The 14504-nt window shown below is 71.6% G+C and carries 13 protein-coding genes; 5 read left to right on the top strand and 8 right to left on the bottom strand.

Annotation, left to right across the window (positions count from 1 at the left end):
- Positions 1–174 precede the first annotated feature (174 nt).
- Positions 175–1374, top strand: coding sequence for a serine/threonine-protein kinase (locus tag IE305_RS26875; RefSeq protein WP_190132353.1), 1200 nt, complete (start codon positions 175–177; stop codon positions 1372–1374).
- A 125-nt stretch (positions 1375–1499) separates the two neighbouring features.
- Here IE305_RS26875 and IE305_RS26870 read toward each other — a convergent pair whose 3' ends face one another.
- On the bottom strand, positions 1500–2009 hold the full coding sequence (locus tag IE305_RS26870) for a hypothetical protein (RefSeq protein ID WP_190132352.1): 510 nt from the start codon (positions 2007–2009) through the stop codon (positions 1500–1502).
- Between the two features lie 204 nt (positions 2010–2213).
- Between IE305_RS26870 and IE305_RS26865 the strand changes: the two genes are divergently transcribed.
- On the top strand, positions 2214–3956 hold the full coding sequence (locus tag IE305_RS26865; protein WP_373311755.1) for an SMI1/KNR4 family protein: 1743 nt from the start codon (positions 2214–2216) through the stop codon (positions 3954–3956).
- Here the strand turns inward: IE305_RS26865 and IE305_RS26860 are convergent.
- Entirely contained in the window at positions 3953–4885 is a 933-nt protein-coding gene (locus tag IE305_RS26860; protein ID WP_190132351.1) for a LysR family transcriptional regulator, read from the bottom strand. The two genes, IE305_RS26865 and IE305_RS26860, sit on opposite strands and share 4 nt — an antisense overlap.
- A gap of 70 nt (positions 4886–4955) precedes the next feature.
- On the opposite strand from IE305_RS26860, the gene IE305_RS26855 reads away from it, so the two are divergent.
- Together IE305_RS26855 and IE305_RS26850 are read left to right on the top strand one after the other, a co-directional pair.
- A complete protein-coding gene (locus IE305_RS26855) occupies positions 4956–5936 on the top strand; it encodes an NAD-dependent epimerase/dehydratase family protein (protein WP_190132350.1) in 981 nt (326 codons plus the stop codon).
- Positions 5937–5951: 15 nt separating this feature from the next.
- Positions 5952–6836 (top strand): aldo/keto reductase, encoded by an 885-nt coding sequence (locus IE305_RS26850; RefSeq protein ID WP_190132349.1) that lies wholly within the window; start codon positions 5952–5954, stop codon positions 6834–6836.
- A gap of 28 nt (positions 6837–6864) precedes the next feature.
- On the opposite strand, the gene IE305_RS26845 is transcribed toward IE305_RS26850, so the two are convergent.
- Positions 6865–7806: a zinc-binding dehydrogenase gene (locus tag IE305_RS26845; RefSeq protein ID WP_190132348.1), complete on the bottom strand. Its 942-nt coding sequence runs from the start codon at positions 7804–7806 to the stop codon at positions 6865–6867.
- Positions 7807–7874: 68 nt separating this feature from the next.
- On the opposite strand from IE305_RS26845, the gene IE305_RS26840 reads away from it, so the two are divergent.
- Positions 7875–8513, top strand: a complete 639-nt coding sequence (locus tag IE305_RS26840; RefSeq protein WP_190132347.1) for a TetR/AcrR family transcriptional regulator — start codon at positions 7875–7877, stop codon at positions 8511–8513.
- Between the two features lie 234 nt (positions 8514–8747).
- Here IE305_RS26840 and IE305_RS26835 read toward each other — a convergent pair whose 3' ends face one another.
- The 5 genes from IE305_RS26835 to IE305_RS26815 form a co-directional block, all read right to left on the bottom strand.
- Positions 8748–9533 (bottom strand): MerR family transcriptional regulator, encoded by a 786-nt coding sequence (locus IE305_RS26835; RefSeq protein WP_190132346.1) that lies wholly within the window; start codon positions 9531–9533, stop codon positions 8748–8750.
- Between the two features lie 107 nt (positions 9534–9640).
- Positions 9641–10906 carry a serine hydrolase domain-containing protein gene (locus IE305_RS26830; RefSeq protein WP_373311754.1) on the bottom strand — a complete coding sequence of 422 codons (1266 nt, stop codon included), beginning with the start codon at positions 10904–10906 and terminating at the stop codon, positions 9641–9643.
- Positions 10907–11070: 164 nt separating this feature from the next.
- The gene (locus tag IE305_RS26825; RefSeq protein ID WP_229891568.1) at positions 11071–12147 is read right to left on the bottom strand and encodes a DUF5954 family protein; all 1077 of its coding nucleotides are present in this window, start codon (positions 12145–12147) and stop codon (positions 11071–11073) included.
- 261 nt (positions 12148–12408) lie between these two features.
- Positions 12409–13776: a sensor histidine kinase gene (locus IE305_RS26820; RefSeq protein WP_190132344.1), complete on the bottom strand. Its 1368-nt coding sequence runs from the start codon at positions 13774–13776 to the stop codon at positions 12409–12411.
- Entirely contained in the window at positions 13776–14483 is a 708-nt protein-coding gene (locus IE305_RS26815) for a response regulator transcription factor (RefSeq protein ID WP_190132343.1), read from the bottom strand. Before IE305_RS26815 ends, IE305_RS26820 begins: the two co-directional genes overlap by 1 nt.
- Positions 14484–14504 lie beyond the last annotated feature (21 nt).

The following is a 14504-nucleotide window of genomic DNA, read 5'->3' as shown; positions in this document are numbered from 1 at the left end:
CGCCGAGCTCACGCTCGGCGGGGCGAAGTAGGACCAGCCCCCGAATTCGCCAACAGCGTCGAAGAGAATGCTGGGGGCCGAGCCCCGGCAATGCTCTGTAACCGCTGACTCCTTTTCAGCTGAACAGGAAGGGGCGCATAGGCTTGCGCGGTTGAAAAGGGAGGCGTGGAGCGCATGGAGCACATTGGGACGTATGCCGTCGAGCGGGTGCTCGGTGAAGGCGGGATGGGGATCGTCTACCTGGCCCGTTCGCGCGGCGGCCGCGCTGTGGCGGTGAAGGTGGCACGGCCGGAACTGGCCCGTGACCCGGTCTTCAGGGAGCGCTTCCGCGCGGAGGTGGACTCGGCGCGGCGCGTGGGAGGCTTCCACACCGCGCCCGTGGTCGACGCCGACCCGGAGTCGGAGACGCCCTGGCTGGCCACCGCCTACATCCCCGGCCCCACCCTCTCCGACCTCGTCACCACGCGAGGCCCCCTCTCCGAGCCGGCGCTGCGCAGCCTGGGCGCCGCGCTGGCCGAGGCGCTGCAGGCCATTCACCAGTGCGGACTGGTGCACCGCGACCTCAAGCCCGGCAACATCGTCATGGCCGAGGACGGCCCCCGAGTGCTGGACTTCGGCATCTCCCGCGCCGTGGAGGGAGCCGGTCTGACCGTCACGGGGACCTCCGTGGGCACCCCCGGTTTCCTCTCGCCCGAGCAGGCGGAAGGCCGTCCCGTCACCGGGGCGTCGGACGTGTTCGCGCTGGGCGCGGTGCTCATCGCCGCCGCAGGCGGCAGCCCCTTCGGCGAAGGAACGCCCATGGCACTGATGTACCGCTCGGTGCACCAGGAGGCGGACCTGACGGCGGTGCCGGCGGGGCTGCGGGCCGTGGTGGCTGCCTGCATGGACAAGGAACCGCAACGCCGGCCGACCCCCGAGCAGCTCCTGGACGCCTTCACCGCCGACGGCATCGTCAGCCCCCTCTACACCCCCACGGCCGTCGTCCCGACCCCATCCCCGCAACCTGCCATCCCGCACACCCCCGCTCCGCCCCCGCCGCCGCCCCATCGGCCCGCCGTGGCCGTGCCGCCCGTTCCCGTCAGCCCTGCGCCACCGGTCAAGGCGCCGGAACTCCTGGCCATGGACCGGAAGAACGCGATCGTCGCCGACGGCCACGGCATCGCTTTCAACCGCAAGGGCAAGACGCTGCGCTTTCCCTGGTACCGGATATGGAACGTCGACCGCACCTGGGCGGGCCGCGAGCTGACCGTCCACATAGGACTCGTCGACGGCACCCTCCTCAGCTGCAAAGTCGTCGCTTCCACGGAAGCGGAGCTCTTCCACTGGGTGTCCAAACTCGATGCCGTCGTACACCGCTTCCGGCTCGCCCGTTAGACACCACGGCTGCGGCGGTGCTGGCGCTGGTGTTCGCCGCATCAGCCGGCGGGGTGATGGGCTGCCCGCCGTCCGACGTCGAGGAGAAGGTGAACGGCGCTTCCCGGCCGCCCAGTGGGGTCGGCTCACGCCGCGAGTGAGGCTCGCATGCGGTCCAGCCCCCGAAGCACTTCGTCCCGGTTCTTCGCCTGCTTGATCCACGAGGGAAGGCGGCCGAAGAGCCCCATCTTGCGCCAGGGTTCGTACCAGGGGTCGTGCTCGCGCAGGGTCGCCTGCACATACCGTCGCAACAGGTCGAGATGTTCGGGGTTGTATGCCCACAGGCGGCCGTGTCGCGTGTTCCTCTGGAGCCAGAGCGACTCGTGGAAGTAGGGATCGAGCATCTCCTGGGAGCCGCCCCGGAAGAAAACGATCGGATCGTTCTTGTTCCGTTGCCGTGACAGTCCGCAGTGACGGCACACGAGCCGCCGCGGCACGTCAAAGCGCGATGAATCCTCCCCGGCATCGCGGACGGCCGTGACCACCTCTGCCTGCCGGTCGCACCGAGGGCAGCGCACGAGTATGCAGTCGGAGACGGCGAAGTGGTGTTTCCAGTAGCCGGGGTCCCGGAACCGGGCGGGGGAAGACGTGAGCATCACCCAAGTATGCGTGGGGCGTGCCCGCTGTGCCGCAGGTCCGTGGGTGATGTCAGTGCCGCGTGCGAGCATCCGGTCATGACGGTGACGACCCTCGACTGGCGGTCCTTCCTCGAGCGCTGGAGCGCGGAGTGGGCGGAGTGGGCGGAGTCGTGCGATTCCGAGTAGGACTTCCCGGATGATGCTGCGCGGCAGCAGCGCTGGCTGGGGTTCGCGCCCGCCGGCGCAGCGGACGTCGCGGCCCTGGAGGAACGGCTCGGCTGCCGGCTCCCGCCCTCGTACCGGGAGTTCCTTCACGTCACCGACGGCTGGCGGCACGCCGGCGGGTTCGTCGGTCTCCTCGCCGGGACCGCACACGCCCGCTGGTACGAGGACGAAGCCGGCTTCGGTGATTTCTACCGCGGCGAGCTCGTCGAACACTCCTCGCCCGAAGAAGTCCTGCAGGCGGACATGTGGAGCCGCGCCCTGCAACTGGACGTGGAGTCCGACGCAACCTATGTGCTCATGGATCCGCTGGACGTCGGCGACGACGGCGAATGGGCGGTGTACTGCCACGAAGTGCGGGCGGCCGGCCCCCCTCGGCGGTACGAGTCGTTCCGCGCGTACATGGAGGACATGTATCGCCAGTTCCACCGCCTGCGAGCCGCCCCGGGGCCGGAGGCGGGGTTCGTCAACGCGACGACCCGAGCCCTGGACGCTGTGGTGGAGGACGCCTGGCACTGGGCGCTGGCGGGGGAGTACGAGCGGGCCAGGGCCGCGCTCACGGAGCCCGATGCGTTCGGCAGGCCCCGGGCGACAGCGCTCGTCACGCAGATCGACTACGTGCTGGGGAAGACGTCGTCCATCAACAGCAGCTGGGGGATGTCCGACGCGGTACGCGAGCGGGAGTTTCTGCCCGTGCCGAAGCCCGTCGCCGGCGGGCACCGCAGGCGTGATCCATATGCCCTGCTGATCGGGCCGTGGCGCAGAAAGCCGTCCTTCAGCTACGTCACGCCCGGGGGGTTCGGCGCTGCCGTCGACGAGGCCCGGGAGCAGGCGCGCTGGGGTGACGCGGACGCGGCGTGGTACACGATCAGGGCGGCGCTGCCCCAGTGGCAGCCGTTGGACGCCACGCATCTTGCGCCGTTCGGGCTGCTGGAGGACTCCATCCTGGGGCCGTTGATGACGGGGGAGCGCAGGAGGGAGTTCCTGTCCGTCCCCCGAGGGCCCCACGCGGTGCCGGGCCCCGGCCCCATCGCACGGACGCCGACCCCCGATGGCCTGGCCTGGCTGGCCGAAGGGACGGTCCGCAGCCTGGAATCGGGCTACCGCTTCGTTCTGGTGGAAGGCGTGGGGCCGGCAGAGCTGCCCGGGCTCATCGGCGCGGACGAGGAGGCGGACGAGGAGAGCGTCCTGCTCGAGCCGTCGACATCCTGGGAGGCACACCACTTTCTGGCCCCCCGCCGTGATGAAACCCCTTGGTACGACGACAAGCCGCTGATGGCCGTGGGCCGGGCCGGCCCGGGGTGGAGCTTCGCGTTCGACGGACATGAGCGTGGTTTCAGCGCGAGTCGCTTCGTGTCCCCGGCCGCGGCGGCATCCCGCGCCACCCGCGCCGTGGTGGTGTGGTGCAGCCGTGACGAGTTCCCCGGTCCGCCGGTCTTCCACCTGTCCGTTGCGGAGGAGGGCGTGGAACGCTACGCATTCACCGCCTACGAGGCGGACGTCGTGCGCAGTGGTTCCATACCGCCGCCCCTCGAACCCGGGCGCTTCTTCTCTCGTACCGGCGACCGCGCCGGCTGGCTGGTGGGCGAGCGCCGTGCGCTGGAGGCCGTCGCCACCGCGTTCGGCGTCTCGCTTCCCCGCTTCGCCTTGTCGGAGGACTGCCGGCTGCACCGGTTCCGTACCCGGTCGTGGACGCGGCTGCCCGGTTCCGGCGTGATGTACGACGACGGCTCTGCTCCCTAGCCGTGCCGGCCGTGCCAGCCGTGTTTCATCTGCTCCGCCTGATCGCGCAGGGCCTGGATGAACGCCGTGACGTGCGGGTGCGCCGGGCGGCGGGCGATCGTGGCTATGCCGATGTGCCGGGCGGGGGCCGGTGGTTCGAGTGGGACGGCGTGCAGGCCCGGCACCGCCGGGACGAGCGCGATGGACGGGACGAGGGAGATTCCCAGGCCCGCGGCGACGAGCGAGCGGGCGAAGAAGTAGTCGGTCGTGGTGCCGCGCACTTCCGGGGTGAAGCCTGCGCGCTCGGCGTAGCGGCGCAGGTATGCCTCGGTCTTCAGGCAGCCGAGTACCCAGGGCTCGGATGCGAGCTCGGTGATGTGGAGCGACTCGCGGCCGGCGAGCCGGTGGTCCTCCGGCATGACGACGTGCAGCGGGTCCTCCATCAGGGCGGTCCACTGGAGGCTGCCGGCGCTCGGACCCGGTCCGACGGGCAGTGGGCCGTCGAAGTGGTAGGCGAGAGCGAGGTCGACGGCGCCTTGGCGGACGAGGGGCACGGTGGTTTCGGGCTCGCCCTCCCTGACGTGGATCAGTGTGTGGGGGTGGTCTGCCATGAACCGGGGGAGGGCTCCGGGCAGCAGGTGCCTGCCGCCGCTGGTGAAGGTGGCGACGGTGAGCTGGACGCGGCCCGTGCTGAGCCGCTCGACCTGCTGCTTCGCCTGTTCGAGCTCGGCTGCGACGGACTCGGCGGCGCCGACCATGATCTGGCCGGCTGCCGTGAGGGTGACCCCGCGGGTGCTGCGCGCCACGACCTGGGCCCCGAGGCTGCGTTCCAGTACTGCCACGTGCTGGGAGACGGCGGAGGGGGTGAGGCGGAGAGCGGCGGCGGCCTTGCTGAAGCTGCCGTGGTCCGCCACCGCCCGCAGGATGCGGAGCCGCTGAACGTCGATCAACAGTATTCCTTAAAGCGTTTCCAGTAAGCCGCCACTTCTGCTGATGACCGTAAAGCTCCAGGGTGGGGGCATGCAAAGAATCTGCGTCATCGGCGGAAGCCGGTACTTCGGAAAGCTCCTCGTCGAGCGCCTTCAGGCCACCGGCCACCAGGTCACGGTGATCAACCGCGGCTCGGCCCGACCGCCCGTTGGTGTCGAGCACCTCGTCGCCGACCGCAACGACGAGGCATCCCTCGTCGCCGCGCTCGGCTCCCGCACCTTCGACGTGGTGATCGACCAGGTCTGCTACACCCCCGTGCAGGCCGCCATCGCCGTACGTGCCTTCGCCGGCCGTACCCGTCGCTACGTCATGACCTCCACCATCGAGGTCTACGACCCGGCGACCGCAGCGCTGCCGGCTGTGCCGGTGGGCACCCCGGTGGCGGAGGAGAACGTGGACCCGGCCGACTGGCTCGTGGCCATGGACCTGCCCTGGCACGACGAGGCCTACCTGGAAGCGCACTACGCCGAGGGCAAGCGCCAGGCCGAAGCCGTCTTCACCCACGCCGGCACCCATGCCGGCATCCACGTCGGCGCCGGTGCCGGCGGCTTCGCGTTCGCCTCCGTGCGCAGCGCCCACGTACTCGGCGGCGGTGCGCAGGACTTCACCGGCCGGCTGGCACACTACGCCGAGCGCATCTCCCGGGGCGAAGACATCACGGTGCACGCCAAACCGCTGCCCACGGTGTTCATCCACTACGAGGAGCTGGCGGACCTGCTGCTGTGGGCGGCCACCGCCACCGACTTCACGGGCCCGCTCAACGCCTGCTCCGACGGCCTGCTCGACGTACGCGACCTGGCCGCGATCGTCGGCGCACAGACCGGCCGCGAGCCCGTCTACCAGGTGGTCGCCGTGGGCGGGACGGCCGCCTCGCCGTTCTCGTTCGACCGCCACTACGCCATGAGCAACACCCGCGCCAAGGAGCTGGGCTTCTCCTTCTCCCGCGCCGTCGACTGGCTGCCCGGCGCCATCGCCGAAGCCCTCACAGCCTTCCCCGCCGCCACCGTCTGAGGAGCACGAGCCGTCATGCAGTACCGCACCATCGGGGACATCGCCGTCAGCGCCATCGGCCTGGGCGCCATGCCGCTGTCCATCGAGCACCGCCCGGACGAGCGGCAGGCCGTCGCCACTGTCCATGCCGCCCTCGACGCCGGCGTCACGCTCATCGACACCGCCGACAGCTACCACTGGCACGCCGGCGAGGTGGGTCACAACGAGCTGCTGATCGCCCGTGCCCTGGCCGCCTACGGTGGCGACACCTCCGGCGTCCTGGTCGCCACCAAGGGCGGCCGCGGCCGGCCCGGCGACGGCAGCTGGACCGTCACCGGCGACCCGGAACACCTCAAGCGCGCCGCCGAGGCCTCCGCCGAGCGACTCGGCGTGGACGCCATCGGCCTGTACCAGCTGCACAAGCCGGACCCGGCCGTGCCGTGGGCGGAGTCCGTCGGCGCCCTGCGCGACCTCCTCGACGCCGGCACCATACGCGCCGCCGGCATCTCCAACGTCACCACCGACCAGATCCGCCAGGCACACGCCATCCTCGGCAACGGACTCGTCTCCGTGCAGAACCAGTACTCGCCCGCCGTCCGCGACAGCGAGCCCGAGCTGCAGCTGAGCACCGAGCTGGGTCTGGCGTTCCTGCCCTGGAGCCCCCTCGGCGGCATCTCCCGCAGCTCCCTCGACGGCCCCTCCGGCCCGACCTCGACGGGCACCGCGTTCCACCGCATCGCAATCGAGCGCGGCGTCAGCCCGCAGCAGATCGCCCTGGCCTGGCTGCTCACGCGCTCCCCGGCCGTGATCCCGGTCCCGGGAGCCGGCCGCCCGGGCTCCATCACGGACTCGGCCCGGGCGGCGGACCTGGCGCTGAGCGAGGCGGAGCTGATCCGGCTGGACCACGAACTCCCGGGCTGACCCCGGCGGCGGCCGTCGTACGGTCCGCTCAGTGGCCGCGGACGTCGAGAACGGCCTTGCCCGGCACGCGGCGGCTCACCAGTTCGGCGGCTGCGCTCGCCGCCTGCGTCCAGTCGGTGCGCAGGGCGACTTGCGGGTCCAGTTCGCCGCGGGCGGTGAGTGCGGCGAGCCAGGTGAGGTCGGCGCCCAGTCCCACGGCGTCGTCCAGCAGGTAGTACGTGGCGATCCGGCGGTTGTGGCGATGGGCGTTGCCGAAGAGCGCTCCGTAGGGGAACTGCTCGCCCTCGCCGGATATGTGGCCCGCGGCCACCAGCACGCCGTTGGCGGCAAGGGCGCCGTGTGCGGCGACCATGTGGGCGCCGCCGACCAGTTCGACCACGCCGTGGACCGGTTCGAGGTGCTCGAGCGCGGCCAGGTCGGTGACGATCTCGTGGGCGCCGAGTGCGCGCAGGGCGTCCGCCTTCGCCGGGTCGCTGGTCACCGCGGTGACGTGTGCGCCGCCTCGGGCCGCGAGCTGCAGGGCGAAGCGGCCCACGCCGCCGCCCGCGCCGGTCACCAGGACGCGGCGTCCCAGGATGGGGCCGATGCGGTGCAGGGCGCGCAGGGCCGTGCCCGCCGCGACCGGCAGGGCGCTGACCGGGCCGAGGTCGGCTCCCTCGGGCACGGTGCCGATCAGGTCGGTGTCGACGGCACGCAGTTCGGCCCAGGCGCCGTCCGCTCCCAGGGTGACGACGGGGGTACCGGCCGCGGGACCGGAGCCGTCGGCGGCTGCGCGGACGACGACGCCCGCGGCGTCCCAGCCGGGCACCGTGCCGGCTTCGCCCTCGGGGACCACGTGGTGGACCTCGCCGGCGTTGAGGGAGAACGAGTGGACCTGGATCAGGGCCTGGTGGGGGGTGGGTTCCGGGTCGGCGACCTCGGTGATCGCGAGGTGGCCGGGGGCGGTGTGATCAATCGTCAGTGCCTTCACGACGAGCGATAGTGCCACTGAGTGGCATAAGCTCACAAGAGGCAATCGCAATGGGTAGGCTTGGCCTCGTGCAGAAGGATGCGAAAGAACTGCCGCTGCGTGAGCGCAAGAAGCTGCGGACCCGTCAGGCCCTCGTCGACACGGCTCTGGAGCTCTTCACCGCGCAGGACTTCACGACGGTCACGCTGGACGAGATCGTCGACGCGGTGGAGGTCTCCAAGCGCACCTTCTTCCGCACGTTCACCTCGAAGGAGGACGTGGCCCTGGCCCCGGAGAAGGAGCTGTGGGCCGCGTACGTCACGGACATCGAGAGCCGGCCCCTGAGCGGAGAGCGCCTGCTCGGCGCCTACAAAGACGCGCTGTTCGCGGCACTGGAACAGATGACGGACGGATGGGAACAACGCTTCCTGGCCAGCCGCAGCCTCGCCGACCGCACCCCCGCCCTGACCGCACACAGCCTGCGCCACTGCTCGGAGGTCTCCGCGAACGTCGTCCGGATCGTGGCAGGCCGGCTGGCCGGGCAGTCCCCGGGCGACACCGAACTGCGCCTCCTGCTCGACCTCATGCTCGCCGCCTGGCACCGCGCCCTGGAGGCATGGACCTCCTCGGAGGCCGCACAGCAGGACCGCGCGGCCCTCGTCCGGCACATGCACGAAGCCTTCGCCGTCATCCCCGCGGTCGCGGCACTGGCGGCGCAGGACGGCTGAGGGGACAGGGAGCCGGGGAGGCAGTGCTGCACGATACTCATCCTGTCGAGTGGTTCGAGCAGGCCCAGGCAGCGGAAGAGCGTCAGGACTGGGATGCGGCCATTGGGTTGGTCAGCGCCCACCCGAGCCGTCCAAGACCTCGCCCCGGACGACCAGTACGCACACCAGATCACGGCCCGCTTCCGGTCGTGATCGAGAGAAGCGCGTCCCTGTCGGCGGCGGGCTGCAGCGTGGTCAACGGGCGTCCCGCACAGGGACATGGACGCCGGCGGCGCGCAGCTTCGTCTCGACGAGCGCGGCCAGCCGGGCCGAGGCCGGTGCCTGCTCTGCCGTGTGCTGGGTGATCAGCTTGTACCGGGTCGCGGCGTGGGTACGGGCTTGCAGGGCGGTCACGATCTTCAGCTGTGCGGGGTTGGCGAGGTAGTGGTCGGCCATGGCGGTGGCGAGTTCGGCGATGCGGGGATCGTCCGGTTCCCAGGACGCGGCGTCGGCGGCACGCCTGCTCAAGGCGACGAACCTGTGGTCTTCGACGGCCTGCTCGACGTGCGTGAGGTAGTCGTCGAAGCCTTCGGGGAACAGGGCCCTGGCCAGCACCCATCCCTCCCGGGCGGCGGCCACCTCGTCGGCGGTGAAGCCGAGGCCGGGCATCCGCTCCAGCAGGGCCACCGCGCGGTCGGGCAGCAGCGCCCGGTTGCCGTCGGCGAGCCGGTGCAGCGTCTCACGCCGAGCGGTCAGCTCCTCGATCCGCTCGGTGAGATGCCGCTCGACGTCGGCGAGCGCGGTGGTGAACGACGCGGTGTCGGCGTCGAGCAGAGGCCCGATATCGGCCAGCGGCACGCCCGCCCCGGCGAGTGTCCGGACCTGCACCAGCCGCAGCAACTGGGCCGATCCGTACCTCCGGTAACCGGAGCTGTCGCGTTCGGGCTCCTCGACCAGGCCCAGCTTGTGGTAGTGCCGCACCGTCTTGACCGTGACGCCGGCGAATGCCGCCGCTTGCCCGATCGTGACTCCGTTCCTCATCTGCTCAGCCTGCCTCATGGTCGAGCCCGGCCGCGAATGCGGGCACCGCGGCGGAGTACGGGTACGCCGCGCCGGACCCGGTGAGCCGGCGCGGCCCTGGTTCGTATTCAGCCCGTCGGCTGGGCCGGATCGGTCCTCCCGCCGCAGAACACCTCGTCGACGAGCCGCTGCGTGGCCTTCTGAAAGGGCACGGCCAGCGACAGTGCGGCGTCGTCCACATAGTTCAGCGCGGCGGTCAGGGTCCTGCTGCCGTCGGGCGTGCTGAACATCATCGCCGCATGACCGGCGGCGCCGCCGTTGTGGGTGACGAGGGTGCCGCCGCGGCCCGTGTCCTGCAGGAACACCCCCAGGCCGTAGCCCATGCCCGGAATGGGCGTCGGGTGCGGCGTGCACATCTCGGCCAGCAGTTCGGCCGGCACGAGCCTGCCGCTCGTCAGCGCGGAGATGAAGGTGTGCAGGTCGCGGGTGGTCGAGATCATGTCACCGCCGCTGGAGATCCAGGAGGGGTTGTGACGGGTGACGTCGACGGTCTTCTCCTGCCCGCCGTCCTCGTACCGGTAGTAGGCGTGGGCGTGCGGCTGGGGGATCTCCGTCCGGGCGGCCGGTGCCACGGTGCCAGTCAACCCGAGCGGCCCCAGGATCAGCCGCTGCATCTCCTGGGCGAGCGGACGGCAGGCGACCTTCTCGATCAGCAGCCGGGCCAGCACGTAGTTGGTGTTGGAGTAGCTCCAGCCCGCTCCCGGCTCGAACCGTGCCGGCCTGGACAGCGCCAGCCGCACCAAGTCCTCCGGCTGGTAGGTCCTGAACCGGTTGTCCACCCACTCCTTGCCCGCTGTGGTGGCGGGGATCCCCGGTGCGAACGTCCCGTCCTCGTAGTACTCGCCGGTGAAGTTGAAGATACCGCTGGTGTGCTGCAGCAGCATCCGCACCGTGACCCGCTCGTCCAGCCCGAACCCGGGCAGGTGGTCCGCCACCGGCGCGTCCAGACCGATCCTGCCCTCGGCCACCAACTGCAGCACCAGGGTCGCGATGAACGTCTTGGTGTTGCTGCCGATCCGGACGTGCCCGTCGACAGGCGGCTCGGCAGTCCCCCCGAGCTCGCTCACCCCGGCGCTGCCGACCCACTCGCCCCGCTCGTCGTGCACGCGCAGCGTTATCCCGGCGATCCCGGAACCGACGATCTCTTCGAGGGCCTGCTGCAACTCCGGGCGATCGTGCCCGGCATCGGCCACCGGAACGGTCCCGCTGTCCGCGGCGGCGTCGGGGGCCGCGGTGAGCTTGCGGGCCATCTCGGCCGTCGCGGGGTGCGACACCGCGCCGTACGCGGCGGTCCGCAGGATGCTCTTGTCCTGGTCGCTCAGGGTGATGGACATGGAGGGGTCACTCCTTGAGTCTGCTGGGGCGGGGCGGCGTTGTGCCGTTGCACCGAGCTTTCACCTTGACCCAAGGTCAACCTCAAGCATGATCTGGCTCATGGCCGCCGGCCGTGCGCCGGCCGCGCCCGGCTGCACCTCACCCGTGCCGCTGATCGCTGATATCAGGTTCCGTCGTTCTCGTGGTCGAAGTGAACGTTGCCGTCCTCATCGAGGTGGGGGTGGATCGGTGCGGGCGGGTGGCTGTTGGTGTCGGAGGGGCGTGGGCCTTCCGGGCCGTCGGGCCCCCAGCGCAGCAGTCGGCGGGCGCGGCAGATCTGGTAGACGGTGCCCCGGACCTCGAGCTGGTTGGCGCGTTCCGTCCGGAGCCGGTCGGCGGCCTGGACGTACTCGGCCAGTTCTCCGGCCGCGGGGTCGCTTCCTTCCGCGGCCACCGTGCGGGCGTCGACGGTCCAGTCGTCGGTGTCCCAGGGGATCAGACCCCGCCGGCGGGGCTCGAACCAGGCCAGGGCGAAGTCCAGTGATCTGCGGGCCTCGTGGGCACTGACGTGCACACCGCTGCCGACCTTCCACCCCTGTGTGCCGCCGGCGCCGTCCTTTTCCACGACCCTGAACACCGGGGGCAGCAGCATCACGTCGGGATGGGTCGTAAGTGCCTGCCGGGAGTCACTGCACACGTCCTCGGGGTAACGGGCCCCGGCGTAGTCCAGGTCGCGCAGCGCCAGCCGTTCCGCGGCCAGGACGGGCGTGACCGGCGCTTCGGGGTCCAGGACCAGACCGTCATCGATGCGTGGTCCCCGCGACCCACGCTCCCAGTCGGGGACGGCGGGCTCGGGGTCGGTCGGCCGCGGCTGCTCGATGCCGTCCCGCCCCAGCCCGGCGTACTCCTCGGCACGCACCACCCGGTAGCGGGTCCCGAGCACGGTGAGCTCGTCCACGCGTTCCCTCTCCAGCCGGGCCACCGCAGCCAGCAAGGCACGCCGCTCCACCGCGTTCTGCGCCTCGTCCTTCGCCCGGAACCAGAACAACGAGTTGAGGCTGTCCCGGGCCTGCTGCGGACAGCCGGCCTCCACCGCCACCACGACCCGCCACCGCGGCGCCTCGCCGGCGCCCTGTGCGGCCACCCCGAACAGCGGCCCCCGCACCATCACCCTGTTCAGATCCAGCGCGGCGTCCAGTGCGTCGGCCTCCACGACCGCCTCGACCGGACCCTCCGGATACCTGATCACGATCGGCTGCATCCGGTCCGGACTCGTTTCCCCATGACCCATACGCTCATCCTGCCGACCGCCGGCGGTGCCCATCGCGGGTTTCCGGAATTCATGGCCCCGGTGGTGTCACGAGGCACGGCCGGTGGACCGGCCCGACCAGGCGAACTCGCTCTCCGCGACAAAGGGCACGCCCGTACCGCGGGTGCTCCGGCGCCGGCGGTGATCTGCTCGGTAGCGGCCGCGCGCAGCAGGTACGGGTCAGGGTGCAGCCGACAGCTGCTGATGCCCTGGCTACGAGCGCTCCCTGCGCCGCCCGCCGCGCAAGGGTGCGTGGGGCGGCAAGGTGAAGCCCACGACGGCGCCGCCGTCTTCCGCGGTGCGGGCGAAGACCGTCCCGCCGTCGGTGGTGACGAGGTCGTGCACGATCGCGAGGCCGAGGCCGGACCCCGGGGTTCCCTGGGTGCCGGGGCCGCGGTGGAAGCGGTCGAAGACGGTCCGTTCCTCGCCGGGCGGGATACCGGGCCCGTGGTCGCGTACCGACAGCCGGCACCCGTCGACCTCGACGGTCACCGGTGTGTCCGCCGGGCTGAACTTCACGGCATTGCCGATCAGGTTGTCGACGCAGCGTTGCACGGCCCGCGGCCGTGCGTGCACCGGGCCGGCACCGTCGGCTCCGGCGCGGCCGCCGTCCATCACCGCGGCCGTCACCATTACCGTACGGCCGGTCCGTTGCCGGCAGCGGTGGGCCGCGTCCTGGGCCACGGCCGCCAGGTCGACGGCCTGCGGCTCCTCCCCGGTGTACCGGTCGGTGGCCAGCTCGACCAGCTCCCGCACCAGGTCGTCCAGGGCGACGGTCTCGGTGACCAGGGTGTCCAGGATTTGTTCCTCGTCCTCGGGCGCGAGCCGCCCGCGGGCGCGTTGCAGCAGCTCCGCGCTGCCCCGCACCGAGGTCAGCGGGGTGCGCAGCTCGTGCCCGGCGTCCTGGACGAGCTGCTGCTGCTGGGCGCGCGAGCGGCGCAGCGCGCTCAGCATGGCGTCGAAGCCCCGGGTCAGCTCCCCGATCTCGCCGCCCCCGGCCGGTGGCAGGGCAGCGGACAGGTCCTGGGTGGTCGTGATCTGCCGGGTGGCGCGGACCAGGCGGTTCACCGGCCGCAGGATCCGGCCCAGGGCCAGCCAGCTCAGCAGCGCCGCGCCGCCGACGGCGGCCACGGCGGTCCACGTGACGCGCCACATGAACGCGTTCTCCAGGGCCTCCGCGCCCCGGTAGCTCTGGCCGATCATCACCGCGCCGCCGCCCCGCAACGGCCTGGTGAGGATGCCGTACTCCGCCCCGTCGACGACGGCGTCGCGCAGGTCGCTGCCCGCTCCGGTCCGGGCGACCTCCCGTGCGCCCGGTGACACCGGCAGCGGCGCGCGGCCCCCGGCCGGCGGCAGTGCCGTCCCGTCGGGACGGAGCACCTGTTCGGTGAACTCGGGCCTGGGCGGCGGGGTGCGGCCCGTGTCGAGCAGGGCCACCACCGTGTCGCCGCGGTCCAGCAGCCCGCGTTCCAGCTCTTCGCCGACCAGGCCGCCGACGTGCCGGTACGACAGGAACGTCGTGAGCGTGATGGCGAACGTGGCGGCTGCGACGACCACGAAGGTGACCTTGGTGCGGAGCATCAGGCGGCCCGGATGGTGTAGCCGACATTGCGCACGGTGTGCACGAGCCGTGCCGCGCCGCCCTGTTCCGTCTTGCGCCGCAGGTAGCCGATGTACACGTCGAGGGAGCGCGAGGTGGTGTCGAAGTCGTAGCCCCAGATGTGCTCGTAGATCTGCGTGCGGGTCAGTACGGCCCCTTGGTGGAGCATGAGCAGTTCCAGGACGTCGAACTCGGTCTTGGTCAGGTCCAGCGGCAGCGGGCCGCGGTGCGCCCGCCGGGCGGCCGGGTCCAGGGTCAGGTCGGCGACGGTCAGGACCCCGCCGGTCGCGGGCGTTCCGGTGCGGCGCAGCAGGGCTCGTATGCGGGCGAGGAGTTCCTCGGTGGCGAAGGGTTTGGCCAGGTAGTCGTCGGCGCCGGCGTCCAGGCCGGCCACTCGGTCGCCCACCTGGTCGCGGGCGGTCAGGACCAGGACGGGCAGCCGGTCGCCACGCCGTCGCAGCGTCCGGCACAGGGCCAGTCCGTCCAGGCCGGGCATGACCACGTCCACCAACGCCAGGTCCGGCGACTCCTGCTCCAGCAGGGAGAGGGCCTGGAGCCCGTCGCAGGCCGGTACGACGCGGTAGCCCTCGAAGCGCAGCAGTTGGTCCAGCGTGCGGCGCACACCCGGGTCGTCCTCGACGACAAGCACCGTACGGCGGTGCGCGATGGTGTCAGTTGCGTCAGTCATGTGATCATCCTGGCGCGTGGC

Source organism: Streptomyces mashuensis, from assembly GCF_014654785.1.
GTDB lineage: Bacteria > Actinomycetota > Actinomycetes > Streptomycetales > Streptomycetaceae > Streptomyces > Streptomyces mashuensis.
This window is presented reverse-complemented; position numbering and strand designations above follow the sequence as displayed.

Coding starts and splice junctions, on each gene's coding strand:
- IE305_RS26855 (WP_190132350.1), top strand. CDS start 4,956: ATGCAAAGAATCTGCGTCATCGGCGGAAGCCGGTACTTCGGAAAGCTC.
- IE305_RS26870 (WP_190132352.1), bottom strand. CDS start 2,009: ATGCTCACGTCTTCCCCCGCCCGGTTCCGGGACCCCGGCTACTGGAAA.
- IE305_RS26825 (WP_229891568.1), bottom strand. CDS start 12,147: ATGCAGCCGATCGTGATCAGGTATCCGGAGGGTCCGGTCGAGGCGGTC.
- IE305_RS26850 (WP_190132349.1), top strand. CDS start 5,952: ATGCAGTACCGCACCATCGGGGACATCGCCGTCAGCGCCATCGGCCTG.
- IE305_RS26830 (WP_373311754.1), bottom strand. CDS start 10,906: ATGTCCATCACCCTGAGCGACCAGGACAAGAGCATCCTGCGGACCGCC.
- IE305_RS26815 (WP_190132343.1), bottom strand. CDS start 14,483: ATGACTGACGCAACTGACACCATCGCGCACCGCCGTACGGTGCTTGTC.
- IE305_RS26835 (WP_190132346.1), bottom strand. CDS start 9,533: ATGAGGAACGGAGTCACGATCGGGCAAGCGGCGGCATTCGCCGGCGTC.
- IE305_RS26820 (WP_190132344.1), bottom strand. CDS start 13,776: ATGCTCCGCACCAAGGTCACCTTCGTGGTCGTCGCAGCCGCCACGTTC.
- IE305_RS26875 (WP_190132353.1), top strand. CDS start 175: ATGGAGCACATTGGGACGTATGCCGTCGAGCGGGTGCTCGGTGAAGGC.